At 67.6% G+C, this 13,785-nt stretch carries 13 protein-coding genes; 6 read left to right on the forward strand and 7 right to left on the reverse strand.

The genetic code is table 11. The features are described 5' to 3' along the window. Window positions 1-2: 2 nt before the first annotated feature. Both paaK and FBY30_RS10110 read right to left on the reverse strand, forming a co-directional pair. The gene (gene paaK, locus FBY30_RS10105) at window positions 3-1,382 is read right to left on the reverse strand and encodes a phenylacetate--CoA ligase PaaK (RefSeq protein ID WP_200830668.1); all 1,380 of its coding nucleotides are present in this window, start codon (window positions 1,380-1,382) and stop codon (window positions 3-5) included. A gap of 7 nt (window positions 1,383-1,389) precedes the next feature. Continuing rightward, window positions 1,390-1,860 (reverse strand): hotdog fold thioesterase, encoded by a 471-nt coding sequence (locus FBY30_RS10110; RefSeq protein WP_142132760.1) that lies wholly within the window; start codon window positions 1,858-1,860, stop codon window positions 1,390-1,392. A 269-nt stretch (window positions 1,861-2,129) separates the two neighbouring features. On the opposite strand from FBY30_RS10110, the gene pta reads away from it, so the two are divergent. Further along, entirely contained in the window at window positions 2,130-4,256 is a 2,127-nt protein-coding gene (gene pta, locus FBY30_RS10115; protein WP_142132761.1) for a phosphate acetyltransferase, read from the forward strand. Between the two features lie 72 nt (window positions 4,257-4,328). Here the strand turns inward: pta and FBY30_RS10120 are convergent, their stop codons facing one another. Both FBY30_RS10120 and FBY30_RS10125 read right to left on the reverse strand, forming a co-directional pair. Then, window positions 4,329-4,619 (reverse strand): hypothetical protein, encoded by a 291-nt coding sequence (locus FBY30_RS10120; RefSeq protein ID WP_142132762.1) that lies wholly within the window; start codon window positions 4,617-4,619, stop codon window positions 4,329-4,331. Between the two features lie 234 nt (window positions 4,620-4,853). Then, the gene (locus tag FBY30_RS10125; protein WP_142132763.1) at window positions 4,854-5,132 is read right to left on the reverse strand and encodes a nuclear transport factor 2 family protein; all 279 of its coding nucleotides are present in this window, start codon (window positions 5,130-5,132) and stop codon (window positions 4,854-4,856) included. A gap of 99 nt (window positions 5,133-5,231) precedes the next feature. Here FBY30_RS10125 and FBY30_RS20955 point away from each other — a divergent pair, with 99 nt between their 5' ends. From FBY30_RS20955 to FBY30_RS10140, 3 genes are all read left to right on the forward strand, one after another. Then, entirely contained in the window at window positions 5,232-5,450 is a 219-nt protein-coding gene (locus FBY30_RS20955) for a VOC family protein (protein WP_235009395.1), read from the forward strand. A gap of 191 nt (window positions 5,451-5,641) precedes the next feature. Next, a complete protein-coding gene (locus tag FBY30_RS10135; RefSeq protein WP_142132764.1) occupies window positions 5,642-6,802 on the forward strand; it encodes an acetate kinase in 1,161 nt (386 codons plus the stop codon). Between the two features lie 5 nt (window positions 6,803-6,807). Then, complete coding sequence (locus tag FBY30_RS10140; RefSeq protein WP_142132765.1) at window positions 6,808-7,368, forward strand: GNAT family N-acetyltransferase; 561 nt, start codon at window positions 6,808-6,810, stop codon at window positions 7,366-7,368. A 2-nt stretch (window positions 7,369-7,370) separates the two neighbouring features. On the opposite strand, the gene FBY30_RS10145 is transcribed toward FBY30_RS10140, so the two are convergent. From FBY30_RS10145 to FBY30_RS10155, 3 genes are all read right to left on the reverse strand, one after another. Then, window positions 7,371-8,567 carry an NAD(P)/FAD-dependent oxidoreductase gene (locus FBY30_RS10145; protein WP_142132766.1) on the reverse strand — a complete coding sequence of 399 codons (1,197 nt, stop codon included), beginning with the start codon at window positions 8,565-8,567 and terminating at the stop codon, window positions 7,371-7,373. Between the two features lie 4 nt (window positions 8,568-8,571). Then, the gene (locus FBY30_RS10150; protein ID WP_142132767.1) at window positions 8,572-8,778 is read right to left on the reverse strand and encodes a DUF2945 domain-containing protein; all 207 of its coding nucleotides are present in this window, start codon (window positions 8,776-8,778) and stop codon (window positions 8,572-8,574) included. Between the two features lie 148 nt (window positions 8,779-8,926). Then, window positions 8,927-11,143, reverse strand: coding sequence for a S9 family peptidase (locus FBY30_RS10155; protein ID WP_142132768.1), 2,217 nt, complete (start codon window positions 11,141-11,143; stop codon window positions 8,927-8,929). 166 nt (window positions 11,144-11,309) lie between these two features. Here FBY30_RS10155 and FBY30_RS10160 point away from each other — a divergent pair, with 166 nt between their 5' ends. Together FBY30_RS10160 and FBY30_RS10165 are read left to right on the forward strand one after the other, a co-directional pair. After that, entirely contained in the window at window positions 11,310-11,870 is a 561-nt protein-coding gene (locus FBY30_RS10160; RefSeq protein ID WP_142132769.1) for a hypothetical protein, read from the forward strand. Further along, window positions 11,818-13,500 (forward strand): FAD-dependent monooxygenase, encoded by a 1,683-nt coding sequence (locus FBY30_RS10165; protein WP_268815689.1) that lies wholly within the window; start codon window positions 11,818-11,820, stop codon window positions 13,498-13,500. Before FBY30_RS10160 ends, FBY30_RS10165 begins: the two co-directional genes overlap by 53 nt. Window positions 13,501-13,785: the final 285 nt, after the last annotated feature.

The raw sequence follows: 13,785 nt of genomic DNA on the forward strand, positions 1-13,785 counted from the left end.
ACTCAGGCCTTCGGACGCAGGTCGTAGATGCGGCGCAGCTTGCCGTTGGACCGCTCAAGCGAGCCCGGCTCCACGACATCGACGGTGCACGAAGAACCCACGTGGATCTTGATCTGCTCCTTCAAGGTGCGTGCCGCCGTCGTGCTCTGCTCAATGGTGACGGCGTCCCGGCGCTCGATGCGCACGGTCAGCTGGTCCATCCGCTGGCCCTCGGCCCGGGTGAGTTCGAGCTGGAAGTGCGGGCTGAGCTCGGGGATGCGCAGGGCAATTTCCTCGATCTGGGACGGGAAGAGGTTGACGCCGCGCAGGATGATCATGTCGTCGCTGCGGCCGGTGATGCGGCCCATGCGGCGGTGCGCGGGGCGGGCCGTGCCGGGCAGGAGCCGGGTGAGGTCCTTGGTGCGGTAGCGGATGATCGGGAGGGCTTCCTTGGTGAGCGAGGTGAAGACGAGTTCGCCGTGTTCGCCGTCGCGCAGGACGTTTTCCTTGCCCGGGGCCGGGTTGAAGGGGTCGATGATTTCGGGGCGGAAGTGGTCCTCCCAGATGTGGCTGCCGTCCTGGGTCTCCACGGCCTCGCCGGCCACGCCGGGGCCCATGACCTCGGACAGGCCGTAGATGTCGCAGGCCTTGATGTTCATCATGACCTCAAGCTCGTGCCGCATCTCCTGGGTCCACGGCTCGGCGCCCAGGACTGCGAACTTGAGCGAGGTGGAGGCTGGGTCGATCCCCATGTGCGCCATGGCGTCGGCGATGGTGAGCAGGTAGGTGGGCGTGGCCAGGATGGCGTCCGGCTTGAAGTCCTGGATCAGCTGGATCTGGCGTTCGGTTTGGCCGCCGGACATCGGGATGACCGTGCAGCCCAAGGCTTCGGCGCCGGCGTGGGCGCCCAGGCCGCCGGTGAACAGGCCGTAACCGTAGGCGTTGTGGACCTTCATGCCCGGCCGGATGCCGGAGGCGCGGAAGCTGCGGGCAACGAGCTTGGCCCAGTCGGCCAGGTCCTGCTTGGTGTAGCCGACCACCGTGGGGCGGCCGGTGGTGCCGGAGCTGGCGTGGATCCGGGCTACTTCGTGTTGCGGCACCGCAAACATCCCAAACGGGTACTCCTGGCGCAGGTCCTCCTTGGTGGTGAAGGGGAAGTTGCCAAGGTCCTCGAGTTCGCGCAGGTCGCTGGGGTGGATGCCCGCTTCATCGAACTTGCGCTTGTACAGCGGTACCCGGTCATAGGCGTAGGCCACGGTGTGCTGCAGCCGCTGGAGCTGCAGGGCCTCAAGTTCGTCGCGGGAGATGGTTTCCTCGCGGTCCAGGACGGCGTCCGTGCCGGCTGTGGTGTCCGCCGGGGTGGAAACGGCAGCGGCGGGGGTTTCGGGGGCATGCAGGGTCATGGTTTTCCTACTTCTTGGGGATGGTGCGGCTGCGTCCGCGGAACTCGGCGATGAGCTCGCCCGGGGAACTGGGCTGGGTTTCGGAAGCCGGCGTGGCGGCATCGGCGGCGAAGATCTGGATGTCGTAGAGCCCGCTGCGGCCGGCGCTGGAGCGGCGGTCCGCGACGGCGGTGAGCACCTGGCCGCGGAAGGCCGGCTTGAGGAAATTGATGTCCACGCCGGAGGCAACCGTGATGGTGGCTTCCTCGCCCGGTGCAGGGTGGATGGGGTTGCACGCGAGGGCGAAGGCAGTGTCGCCGAAGGCGAAGATCATTCCGCCGTGGGCCATGCCGAAACCGTTGAGCATTTCCTGCCGGAGGGTCATCCGGATGGTGGCGTGGCCGTCGCTAAGGGCCAGGACCTCGATGCCCATCCATTCGGAGGCATAGTCGTTTTCCAGGATGGGGTGGGTGGCCCCGGAAAGAGTGGTCTCAGCCATGCGTCATTGCCTCCAGCTTTATTTACCGAATGTTCATTAGGTAATCCCATGAGGGGGTCCGGTGTCAAGGGGAGGAGGGGTAGGGAACGACCGCGATGCACCGTATCCGCGGCTGGGCCATCCCTTCATCGATTGCTCCGTAACTGCCGTTTTCAGAGCTCATAACGGCAGTTACGGAGCAATCGATGCTGGTGGAGGTGCCCCGGGCACGGGGAGGGAAGTGCAAGGATGGAGGTACCGGCACCAGCAAGGACAGCAAAGGGCGGACCATGGCCAAAGGCATCTACGTCAGCGCAACAACCCCCGGATCGGGCAAGTCCCTGATCGCACTGGGTGTGGCGGACACACTGCACCGGCACGCGGACAGGATCGGCTTCTTCAAGCCGGTGGTCCACGGGCCGTCGGCAGCTAACGATCCCATGGTGGCCCTCATGAAGTCCCGGTTCGCCCTGGAGGACGAACGGTGCCGCGGCGGCCTCACCCACGACGAGGTCCGGACGCTGCTGGCCGAAGGCAACCGGGCGGAAATCGACGCCCGGTGCGTCGAGATTTTCGCGGACATCGCCCGCCACTGCGACGTCGTGATCGTCGAGGGGACCGACCTGGTGGGCCAGGACGCCGCCGTCGAATTCGACCTCAATGCCCGCCTTGCCAACAATCTCGCAACCCCTGTGGTGGCCGTGGTGGGCGCCAAGGGCCGCACGGTCAGTGAGACCGCCGCCGCCGTCGAGGTTGCCCGCAAGGAGCTCGCTGCGGAAAAGTGCGCGCTGCTGGCCATCATGGTCAACCGGGCGGACGCTGACGACTTGGACGCCATCGCCGCGGCCCTCAAGCCTGGCGCCTCCGGCCGGCCCGTGTACATCCTGCCCGAGCTGGAGGAAATCGCCCGGCCCACCACCGGTGAGGTGGCGATGGCGCTGGGCGTGCGCCAGATCGCGGGCACGCCGGACATGGAGCGCGATGTCAAGGACATCAAGGTGGCTGCCATGAACGTGGGCAACTTCTTGAACGTGCTGGACGAGGGTGCGCTGGTGATCGTGCCGGGGGACCGGGCGGACGTGATGGTGGCGTGCCTGGCGTCCTCCTTCTCGCCCGAGTTTCCCGTGGCGTCCGCACTCATCCTCACCGGTGGCCTGGCCCCGGACGCCAACATCTATCCGCTTCTGGCGCAGGCGCCGTTTCCGGTGTTCGCGGCCGACGAGGACACGTACCAGACGGCCCGCCGGGTGTCCGAGGTGCGCAGCGAGATTTGGTCCGGGCACCGGCGCAAGGTGGCCTCAGCCCTGGGGCTGTGGTCCCGCCGGGTTGATGAGGCGGAGCTGGTGGAGCGCCTGCACCTGCCGCGGGCGGAACGGATGACGCCGCTGCGGTTCCTGCATGACCTCGTCGAGCGGGCCCGGGCGCAGCGCCGCCACGTGGTGCTGCCGGAGGGGACCGACGTCAGGATCCTGCGCGCGGCCGAGATCCTGCACCGCCGCGACGTCTGCGACCTGACCCTGCTGGGCCCCGAATCGGCCGTCCGGGAACTGGCGGCGGCGAACGGGATCGACCTGTCCGGCATCAATGTCATTGATCCGGCCACGTCCGAGCTCCGGCCGACGTTCGCCGAGAAGTACGCCGAACTCCGGGCCCACAAGGGCGTGGACCTGCCCAAGGCCCTGGAGATCATGCAGGACGGAAGCTACTTCGGCACCATGATGGTCCAGCTGGGTGTGGTGGACGGCATGGTCTCCGGCGCCGCGCACACCACCGCCCACACCATCCGGCCGGCGCTCGAGTTCGTGAAGACCCGGGAGGGCGTGAAGATCGTGTCCTCGGTGTTCCTGATGCTCATGCCGGACCGCGTGCTGGTCTATGGTGACTGCGCCGTGAACCCGGACCCCAACGTGGAGCAGCTGGCGGACATTGCCCTGGCCTCGGCCGAGACCGCCGCGCAGTTCGGGGTGGAGCCGCGGGTGGCGATGCTTTCCTATTCGACTGGCGGTTCGGGCTTCGGCGAGGCTGTGGACGAAGTACGGCAGGCCACCGAACTGGTGCGCCAGCGCCGGCCGGACCTCGCAGTGGAAGGTCCCATCCAATACGACGCCGCCGTGGACGCCTCGATCGCCGCGTCCAAGATGCCCGGCTCCACGGTGGCCGGGCAGGCCACCGTGTTCATCTTCCCGGACCTGAATACCGGCAACAACACGTACAAGGCAGTGCAGCAGAGCTCCGGCGCCGTGGCCGTGGGCCCGGTCCTGCAGGGGCTGCGGAAACCGGTCAACGACCTCTCCCGCGGCTGCACCGTGGAGGACATCGTGAACACGGTGGCCATCACGGCCATCCAGGCGCAGGCCCAAAGTCCGGCCTCGGGTTCCGTCCCGGCGCAGGTTTCCGCGGAGGCGCCGGCGTCCTAAGGGGCCGCCCGGAAAAGTACGACGCCGGCACTCGCTTGAGTGCCGGCGTCGTACTTTTTGGTTGTGGTCCAGTCAGCTGTTGTCCGGCTTGGCCAGGCTCTCCGGGTCCTCCTGCTTGGCAGGCTCATCGGAGAGGCCCTGCGGGGTGAGGTCCAGGTCTTCCCGGTTCTCCGGAGCCTCCGGCGCTTCTCCGGTTTCGGCGGCCTTGAGGTGGCCGGTGTCGTCCAGGGCAGGGTTGGCGCCCTCCACGCCCGTGGGATCGTCCTTGCTGCCGGAATCCGGCTGTGCGTTGAGTGGCGCGGTGCTGCTGGAGCCCGTATTGGTGGGGTCGTTCTCGTCGATCGAATTTGGCTCGTTCGTCATGGAATTGTCCTCTCGGCGTGGTCCAGCCTTGTCCGCCGACTTTATGCACAGGCTTCGCCCATCCGCAAGGAACCGATGCGAGGGACGGGAAAGGTGCGCCCCGTTCGCTGAGCGCACCTTTTCGCTATTCCGTTCGCAGCCGTTTCCGATCGACTGCATCTATAGTAAGCATACTGACGATCTTTTTGGCAAGCCTCCCGGGTTGCTGTGGCGAAAGCCTTCTAGCGCCGCAGGTCAGGACCAAAAATCCGCTAGCTGCGCGCTGTCCTCCGGGAATTCCAGGCCCGACCTGATCTTTCCGCCTGAGATACGGCAGACGAGGATTTCGCGCTGGTCCAGGGACTTGCCGTCGCGCTTCGCATGGGTGGTATGGATCCCAATTGCGTATCTGTCGCCCAGGGCCAAATCCTCCACATTGACCTTGATGGACCCGTTCGACCGCGCAGCAAGTTCCCCGAAGTAGCCGATGATGGCATCCCGGCCCCGTTTTTCCCCCGACAGGCCACCGCCCAAACGTTTCCCCTTAAAGCCGGCGGAGACACAGGAGTGTCCCCCTCCCACGGCGATCAAGGGGCCCCTTTCCTGTCGGAGGGGTGGGCTAGTATCGCAGCCATGCCCGGTACAGCCATTACCACCGCCTTCATCCCCGTCCGGAACCCGCAGGCAGCAGCCGACTGGTACAGCCGCATGCTCGGGCTCACGGTGGGGCAAGCCAACAACTTCTCAGCCGTCCTCTCCGCCGCGGGAACGGCATCGGTGACCCTCATGCCCGGACAGCGGTATCAAAGCCCAGCCCGGCCTTGCCTGGGCAACCTGCAACTTCCTGGTTGATGACCTCCAGGAAACGCGCGCCAGGCTCGCGGAAAACGGCGTTGCGGTCGGCGCCATCGAGGGTGCCCCGGACGTCTGCCTCTTCTTCACGGCCCAGGACCCGGACGGCAACACGCTGCTGCTGACGGACAGTTAGCCGCGCAACCTATAGTGGGGTTTGAACTGCAGACGCCAGGCTGAGGAGGCCCCGCATGCTCGTGCTCGTCATCAATTCCGGTTCGTCGTCGCTGAAGTACCAGGTGCGGGACGTGGCCGCCGGGACCGTCCTCACTGAGGGGCTGATTGAGAAGATCGGCGTGGGCAACGGCGGGGGCGGGGATGGCGAAATGGTGGGCCCGCGGGACCACGCGGAGGCGCTGGAGCAGGTGGACGCGGCCATCCACCAGGAACTGGGCAACCTCGAACTGGGGGCGGTGGGGCACAGGGTGGTCCACGGCGGCGAGCGGTTTGCCGAACCCGTCCTGGTGGACAACGAAATCACCCGAGCCATCGAACGCCTCAACCCGCTCGCGCCACTGCACAACCCCGCCAACGTCCTGGGCATCCGCGCCATCACTAAAAAGTGGCCCAAAATGCCGCAGGTTGCCGTCTTCGACACCGCCTTCCACCGCACCCTGCCGGAGTATGCCTGGCGCTACGCGGTCCCGGACGAGCTCTACACCAACCACGGCATCCGCCGCTACGGTTTCCACGGCACCTCCAACGAGTACGTCGCGCGCCGGTCCGCCGCGCTGCTGGACCTTCCCGTCGAGGAGTTCGACGGCGTCATCGCCCACCTGGGCAACGGCGCCTCCGTGACGGCGATCCGCGGTGGACGCTCCGTGGACACCTCCATGGGCTTCACCCCGCTCGAGGGCCTGGTGATGGGCACCCGCTCCGGCGACCTGGACCCCTCCATCCTGGTGTTCCTGGGCCGCGCCGGCTGGACCCCCGAGGACCTCGACACCATGCTGAACCGCGAGTCCGGCCTCAAAGGCCTGGCCGGCCACAACGACATGCGCTCCGTGGTGGAGTCCTCCGAGGCCGGTGACGAGCGCGCCGCCATGGCGCTCGCCGTGGCCTCCTACCGGCTGGCCAAGTACGTCGGCGGCTACCACGTTGCGGTGGGCGGGGCCAAGGCGCTGGTGTTCACTGCCGGGATCGGGGAAAACTCGAAGGAGTTCCGGGCCCAGGTGGCGGACCGCCTGGGCGCCCTGGGCATAGAGCTCGACGGCGGGCTGAACGCTGAGCGGTCAAAGGAGCCGCGGGTGATTTCCACGCCGTCCTCCGCGATTCCCGTCTTGGTGGTCCCCACGGACGAGGAGCGGGCCATCGCCGAGGCGACGGCCGCCGTCGTCAGTGCCGGCCGTTAAGCCGCATGCCGGCCATTTCCCTTCCCATCCGCACCGACCGGCTGGTCCTGCGCAGGTTCGACGGCGGCGACCTGGACGCCTTCCACGCCTACCACTCGCTGCCGGAGACCGCCCGGTACCTTCCCGGTCCCGCCAAGACCTACACGCAGTCGATGGAGCGGGTGGGGCGGTACGCCAACTTCGCCTTCGAGAAGGAGGGGGACTGGGTGGCCCTTGCCATCGAAGCGGCGGACGAGCCCGGGCTGCAGGGCGAAGTGGTGCTCAAATGGCTGCCGGGACGCGGGCAGGGCGAGGTGGGCTGGACCCTGGCGCCGGGAGCCCGCGGCAAGGGCTATGGCACGGAGGCCGCCCAGGCCGTCCTGCGCCTTGGCTTCGAGGAGCTGGCGATGCACCGGATCGAAGCGCGCCTGGACGAACTCAACGGGGCCTCGGCGGCACTGTGCAGCCGGCTGGGCATGCGGCTGGAAGCGCGGCACATCGATAAATGGCACTACAAAGGCCAGTGGGCCACCGAGCTCATCTACTCGATCCTTGCCGATGAGTGGCGCATCGGTTCCCGCGGCTAGCGCTACGCCCGGCCCTTGAGGATCAGGTTCCAGTAGATCTTCGGGAAGATGTCCCGGTCCAGCACCCAGGACAGCTTGCTTTCATTCCACGTGGGCAGCCGGGGGATGGTGGGCATGGGCCGGTACCGGTCGTCGAATTCCGCGAACACCACGGTGTCCCGTGACACGGTGAACGGGCACACCGAGTAGCCGTTGTACTTGGCCCGCAGCGGCTTTCCCTTCCGTGCTGCCACCAGGTTCTTTGCCACCACCTTGACCTGCTTGCGGAGGGATCCGCCCGACTTGGAGTTGGTGGTGCCCGCGGCGTCGCCCAGGGACCATACGTTGGGGTACCGGAGGTGCCTGAGGGTCTGGCGGTCCACCTCGACAAAGCCGCCGGCATCCCCTGCGGCCGGCAGGTCGGTGGCCTTGAGCCAGTCCGGGGCCGACTGCGGCGGAACCGCGTTGAGGACGTCGTAAGTCAGGTCCTCGGTGGTGTTGGCGGCGTTGTCCCGGATGGTGGCCCTGCGGCCGGCAGGGCTCACGGCCACAAGTTCGCTGTTGGTCCGCAGCTCGATCCCATACTCGGCGATCTTGCGGTCCAGTTCCCGGTCCACCTCCGGCACCCCGAACACGGTGGGGTAGGGCTGCACCATCACCACGCGGATCTTGTCCAGCACCCCCTGCCCGCGCCAGTAGTCGCACGCGAGGTACATGGGCTTCTGCGCGGCGCCCCCACACTTGATGGGCCCGGCCGGCATGGTGAAGACTGCCGTGCCGGAGCGCATGGCGCTGAGCAGTGACCAGGCCTTGGGGGCCAGCTCGAACTCGTAATGGGAGGCGCCGTACGGGGAGTGCACGGCATCGAGCAGGCCCGGCACCCGGTCCCAGTCATACTGGAGCCCCGGGCACACCACCAGTTGCCCGTAAGCTACCGAGGACCCTGACTCGAGGCTGACCGTATTGGCCTCGGCGTCCACACCGGCCGCGGCATCCCGGATCCAGGTGACGCCTTGGGGGATGACCGACTCCTGGCTCCGGACAGCCTCCTGGGCCTGCGCCCGCCCACCGGCGATATGGGAGAACAAGGGCTGGAATAGGTGGTGGTCCCGGGGCTCGACCACCGCCACGTCCTTGACGCCGTAGCGTTGCAGCCGGGCCGCCAGGGAGATCCCGGCATTGCCACCGCCGATGATCACAACCTCGTGCTGGGCAGCCACGCCGCTACTTCTTCTCGGTCAGCGCGGACGCCTTATGCGCAGCCCGGGCGCCCGTCTTGTCCGATTCCACAACGTACTGCGGTTCATCCTCGCTGGCGCGGTGGGTGTTGCCGTCGAGTTCGAAGTCGCTGGTTTTCTTTTCCACGATTTTGCCGTGCGTCTTGCCCTGCGAGGTGTTCCACTCCACGCGGGTTCCCTTGCTCAATGACATGACTGCTCCTCTGGTGTTCGCAACCGGAAAACACGTGCTCCCCAATAGTAAGCATGGTTAGCTTTTTCAGGTACGCGGGGGCCGCATCCATTGCTCCGTACCCGCCGTTTAGCGGGGCGAAAAGGGCGCTTAGGCAGCAATCGATCGGTTACTTGAGGCCCGCCCCCGGAAGCAGGTCCACCGCGCCCAGCGCGTCGGCGATGAACGCGTAGTCCCACGCACGTTCACGCCACTGCACGTAGCGCCCGGACGCCCCGCCGTGGCCGCCGTCCATCTCGATCTTCATGACTATCGGCTCGGACCCGGTGGTCCTGTTCCGCAGTTCCTGCACCCATTTGGCCGGTTCCACATAGAGGACCCGGGTGTCGTTGAAGGACGTCACGGCGGCGATCTTGGGGTAGGCCACCTCCCGCACGTTCTCATAGGGGGAGTAGGACTTCATGTAGGCGTAGGCCTGGGGATCGGTGATGGGGTTGCCCCATTCCTCCCACTCCAGGGCGGACAGCGGAAGGTCCGGGTCCAGGATGCTGGTGAGCGGATCCACGAACGGCACCTGGGCCACGATGGCCGCGTACTTCTCCGGCGCCATGTTGGCCACGGCACCCATGAGGAGTCCGCCAGCAGAACCTCCCAGCGCTGCGATGCGCGAGGGATCCACCCAGCCAGAGCCGGCGAGCCAGTCCGTGGCGTCCACAAAGTCGGTAAAGGTGTTCTTCTTGGTGAGCTTCTTGCCGTCCTCGTACCAGTGCCGGCCCAACTCGCCGCCGCCGCGGATGTGCGCGATCACGAACACCACGCCGCGGTCCAGCAGCGACAGCCGGGCAATACCGAAGCCCGGATCCATGCTCATCTCATAGGAGCCGTACCCGTACACCAGGCCCGCCGCCGTCGAATCCTGCTTGACGGACTTGTGCCGCAGGACGGACAGCGGGATGCGGGTGCCGTCCGCCGCCGTCGCCCATTCGCGGCTGGCCACGTAGTCGCTGCCGTCGTAGCCGCCCAGCACCGGGCTTTCCTTGCGCAGCAGCAGCTCGCCGGCAGGACGCTCCGCGGTGGGCAGGACGAAGTCGTAAATGCGCGACGGCGTGAAGTAGGAGGTGTAGCCCAGCCGGATCACAGGTGCCTCGTAGTCGGAGCCGCCCACCCCGGCGGTGTAGAGCTCCTCGTCGAAGGCCGGTTCCATGGGCTCCTGCTGCGCGGGCGTGCCCAGCCCGGCCAACCCCATCACCTGCACCCGTTCGATGGTGTCCTTGCGGATGGAGACGATCAGGTGCGTGGCGGTCACCCCCGCGCCGTTGACGCGCACGTCATTGGAATGTTCGACGACGGTTTGCCAGGCCTGGTCAGCCAGCGGCTTTTCCAGCTCGGCCGGGTCCGCCAGGGAGACCATGGAATTGATTGCGCCGCGGTTGTGCGTGAGCAGGATCTTTTCCTGCCCGTCGAGCAGGAAGGGCTCGGCGTCGTAGAGGATCCGCTCGTCCCGGGAAATCACGGTGCTGACGGTTGCGGAGGGGTCGTCAAACCGCAGCAGCCTGGTTTCGCTGTACTCGGAGCAGCCGATGCCCAGCACCAGGTGGCGCCGGTCTGCGGAAAGCTCAAAGCCCAGCCACATGGCGGGGTCGTCCTCCTGGTACACCACCGCGTCCTCGGCAACCGGCGCGCCCAGGACGTGCGACTTTACCTGGTAGGGGCGCCAGGACTCGTCCACCACCGTGTAGAAGAGCCGGGAGCCGTCCGGGGAGAAGGCAACACCGTAAAAGATGTTCTCAATGACGTCCGGAAGCAGTTCGCCGGTGCGCAGGTCCTTGATCCGCAGCGTGAACCGTTCGTCCCCGGAGTTGTCTACGGCATAGGCGTACAGGTTTCCGTCAACAGTGACGGCGGTGCCACCCACGGAGAAGAACGGCTTGCCTTCGGCTTCGACGTTGCCGTCCAGCAGGATTTCCTCGCCGGGAATCCCAACCCCGGCCTCGACGGCCGGTGGAGTCCAGTCGGCCACCTTGTCCCCGGTGTCCTGCGCCTTCACGCGGCAGTGGATGCCGTACTCCTTGCCCTCGGCCGAGCGGCTGAAGTACCACCAGCCGTCCTTGCGGTGCGGGACGGAAAGGTCGGTTTCCTGGGTACGGCCCTTGATCTCCTGGAAGATGGCCTCGCGCAGCGGCTCCTGGTGCGCGGTGACCGCTTCCTGGTAAGCGTTCTCGGCCCGCAGGTGCTCCACCACTTCCGGCGATTCCTTGTCCCGCAGCCATTCGTAGTTGTCCACGAACGTCTCCCCGTGATGGGTGCGTTCGGTGGGGATTTTCTTGGCAACCGGGGGCGCCGGGATCGCAGTGCCGGTGGAATCCTGCAGGGAAGTGGAGGTCATGGATTCAATATATAGACCGCTCCCAACAAGTCGGCAGGCCGTTCGCTGTGGGGGGAGACGCCCGGCGCGAAAGCGCGAAAGGGGGCGAAAGACTCTGGGAGCATTCGCGTCCTCCCCGGCAGGCTGGAAGGGCGCTGCAGGCAGGCGCAGGGAAAGGAGAACGCTCATGACCCCCGAATCCGGACCGGCTCCCCGGCCCACGGCTTGGCTGGCGGTCGCGCGCAGCGTCGGAACGTCCTGCGTCATGCTGGCCCGCAGGCAGGTACACCTTCCGAAGGACAATGTGGGCCGGGTGCTGCGCTTCGCCGACGGAAGCACGTCACGGGTCTACCGGGAGACCGCCGTCGACCGCCTGCCTGCCGAGCCCTGCGTGCTGGTGGTGGCGTTCACGCTGCGCCTGGTCCGGGGCCGTGCACACCGCGTGTTCGAGGCGGAAAGCATCCTGAACACGCCACTCTTCGTGGGGTTCCCGGGTTTCGTGTCCAAGCTCTGGTGCGCCCACGACACCTTCGGCGCGTACCGCGGGCTGTACGAGTGGGACGGCGCCGAGCGCGCCCGGAAGTATGCCTGTGCCCTCTGGCGGGTCCTGGAACTGGTCAGCGTTCGCGGGTCGATCAGCTACAAGGTGCTGCCCGGCCTGCGCCGCGACGAGGTGCTGGCGGACCCGGCCAGGATTGCGGCCGCCGGAATCGACCACGCCTGGTGGCGGCTCCGCGCCAAAGAGTGACGGCAGGGCGCTCATGCCAGGCGGGCAAGGTACGACGGCGGACACGGACGTCTTAGTGGTTGGCGCGGGTCCCGCCGGGCTCACCACCGCCCTCCAGGCACTTGCCCACGGCGCCAGCGTGCGGGTGGTGGACCGGCGCGAGCAGCGGGCCCGCCCGTCAAGAGCGCTGATGCTGCATGCCCGGGCCCTGGAAGGCCTCCGTCCGCTGGGCGTAACCGCTGACCTGCTGGGCCGGGCAGACACCACACCCGAAGCACGGATTCATCTGGGCCGGCGGGTGGTCGAAGCCCGGCTGGGGCACGCAGATCTTCCGGACACTGCCTTCCCGCACCTGACGCTGGTCCGGCAGGCCGACGTCGAGGAGGTTCTGTGGCAGGCGCTGCAGGACAGGGGCGTCGCGGTGGAATGGGGCGTGGAATTCCGTGGCCTGCACCAGGACAACGGCGGGCCGCCGGCGTGGCAAAAGGGCGGCCCGGTCCATGCCGAGCTCAATGGAGCCCGCGGGCCCGGGCATCACGCCTCGCGCTTCCTGGCCGGCTGCGACGGGCAGTCCAGCACCGTCCGTGGGATCACCGGCGCGCAGTGGCGCGGCGGTCCGTACCGGGTGGAAGCCGTCTTGGCCGACCTCGAACTTGATGGCCCCCTGGACCCCGGGCTGCTGCATGTGGCGGTGGGGCGTGCAGGGCTGGCTTTCCTTTTCGCGCTGGGCGAGGGTGCCACGTGGCGGATGCTGGCCACCCGCCCGGCGGTGCCGGGTTCCAGCGCCAGCTTCGGCCAGCTGGGTCCGCCCGTTCCACCGGAGGAGGTGGCGCGGCTGGTGAGGGAGTCGGGCCTGGAGGCCACCGTACGGGACGTGGGCTGGTCCGCCCAGGTTCCGCTGCAGCACCGGATTGCCGGCACGTTCGGGACCAGCCCCGTCTTCCTGGCCGGCGACGCCGCCCACGCCCACTCCCCGGCGGGAGGCCAGGGCATGAACAACGGCATTCTGGACGCCCTCAACCTCGGCTGGAAACTCGGGTTTGCCTCGACCGCCGGCAGGCCGCTGCCGGAACTGCTGGAAAGCTACGGGCGGGAGCGGCTGCCCGCGGCCCGGCGGGTGCTGGCGCTGACGCACCTGATCTTCTTCGGCGAAGCCTCGCCGCATCCGGCAGCCCGCCTGGCCCGCAGCGTCCTGCCGGCGTTCGCTCCCGTCCTGCCCCTGCTCCTCCGACGGCGTTGGCTCATCTCAAAGGGCGTCAGGCTGCTGGCCCAGCCGTTCGTGAACTACCGGAACAGCGCCATCTCGCGTGACGGCGTGCCACAGGCCAGCGGATGGCCGCGGCCGGGCGAGCGGCTGCCCGACGCTGTGGTGTCGGTGGACGGACAGGTGGTCCGCCTGCACGAGCTGACCGCCGTGCCGGGCATCCACCTGTTGCTGGGGCGCGACGCCGGCCCGGCCGCCCTGGGTGCCGGCCCCGCCTTTGCGGTGGACAGCCGGCCCCGGTTGCTGCACGTCCACCGCCTCACCAGCCACCCCGGCACTGGCCTTGTTGCCGTCCGCCCGGATGGCTACGTGGGTTTCCGCTGCGGCGAGGCGGACCCGGCGCAGCTGCTCGGCTGGCTGCGGCTGGTTGGTGCCGTCCGGGACTAGGTGCCGTCCCGCCGTCGTGATGCTCCATCACTTATGGCTCCTAAAGGGGCCTTATAAGGGCCAAATCTGATAGGGCAACGGGGATGGAGAGGGTAGTTGCGGAGGGATTGCGGGCGTAGTCTGGTCAGTTCAAGGCACATAAGTCCAGCATGAGAGGGGAAGTTCCATGACCATCCCGCCAGTGCACGAACCTGAGCCGTTTCCGCCCGAACCCGGTCCGGAGCCCACGTCGCCGGATCCCACCCAGCCGCGACCGCCCGGTCCGCCGTCCCCCAACCCGTTCCC

The organism is Arthrobacter sp. SLBN-83, assembly GCF_006715285.1.
Classification (GTDB): domain Bacteria; phylum Actinomycetota; class Actinomycetes; order Actinomycetales; family Micrococcaceae; genus Arthrobacter.

Excerpts from the sequence above, each read along its gene's own strand:
- FBY30_RS10150 (WP_142132767.1), bottom strand. The coding sequence starts at position 8,778 with ATGTCATTGAGCAAGGGAACCCGCGTGGAGTGGAACACCTCGCAGGGC.
- pta (WP_142132761.1), top strand. The coding sequence starts at position 2,130 with ATGGCCAAAGGCATCTACGTCAGCGCAACAACCCCCGGATCGGGCAAG.
- FBY30_RS10110 (WP_142132760.1), bottom strand. The coding sequence starts at position 1,860 with ATGGCTGAGACCACTCTTTCCGGGGCCACCCACCCCATCCTGGAAAAC.
- FBY30_RS10155 (WP_142132768.1), bottom strand. The coding sequence starts at position 11,143 with ATGACCTCCACTTCCCTGCAGGATTCCACCGGCACTGCGATCCCGGCG.
- FBY30_RS10140 (WP_142132765.1), top strand. The coding sequence starts at position 6,808 with ATGCCGGCCATTTCCCTTCCCATCCGCACCGACCGGCTGGTCCTGCGC.
- paaK (WP_200830668.1), bottom strand. The coding sequence starts at position 1,382 with ATGACCCTGCATGCCCCCGAAACCCCCGCCGCTGCCGTTTCCACCCCG.
- FBY30_RS20955 (WP_235009395.1), top strand. The coding sequence starts at position 5,232 with ATGCCCGGTACAGCCATTACCACCGCCTTCATCCCCGTCCGGAACCCG.
- FBY30_RS10135 (WP_142132764.1), top strand. The coding sequence starts at position 5,642 with ATGCTCGTGCTCGTCATCAATTCCGGTTCGTCGTCGCTGAAGTACCAG.
- FBY30_RS10160 (WP_142132769.1), top strand. The coding sequence starts at position 11,310 with ATGACCCCCGAATCCGGACCGGCTCCCCGGCCCACGGCTTGGCTGGCG.
- FBY30_RS10120 (WP_142132762.1), bottom strand. The coding sequence starts at position 4,619 with ATGACGAACGAGCCAAATTCGATCGACGAGAACGACCCCACCAATACG.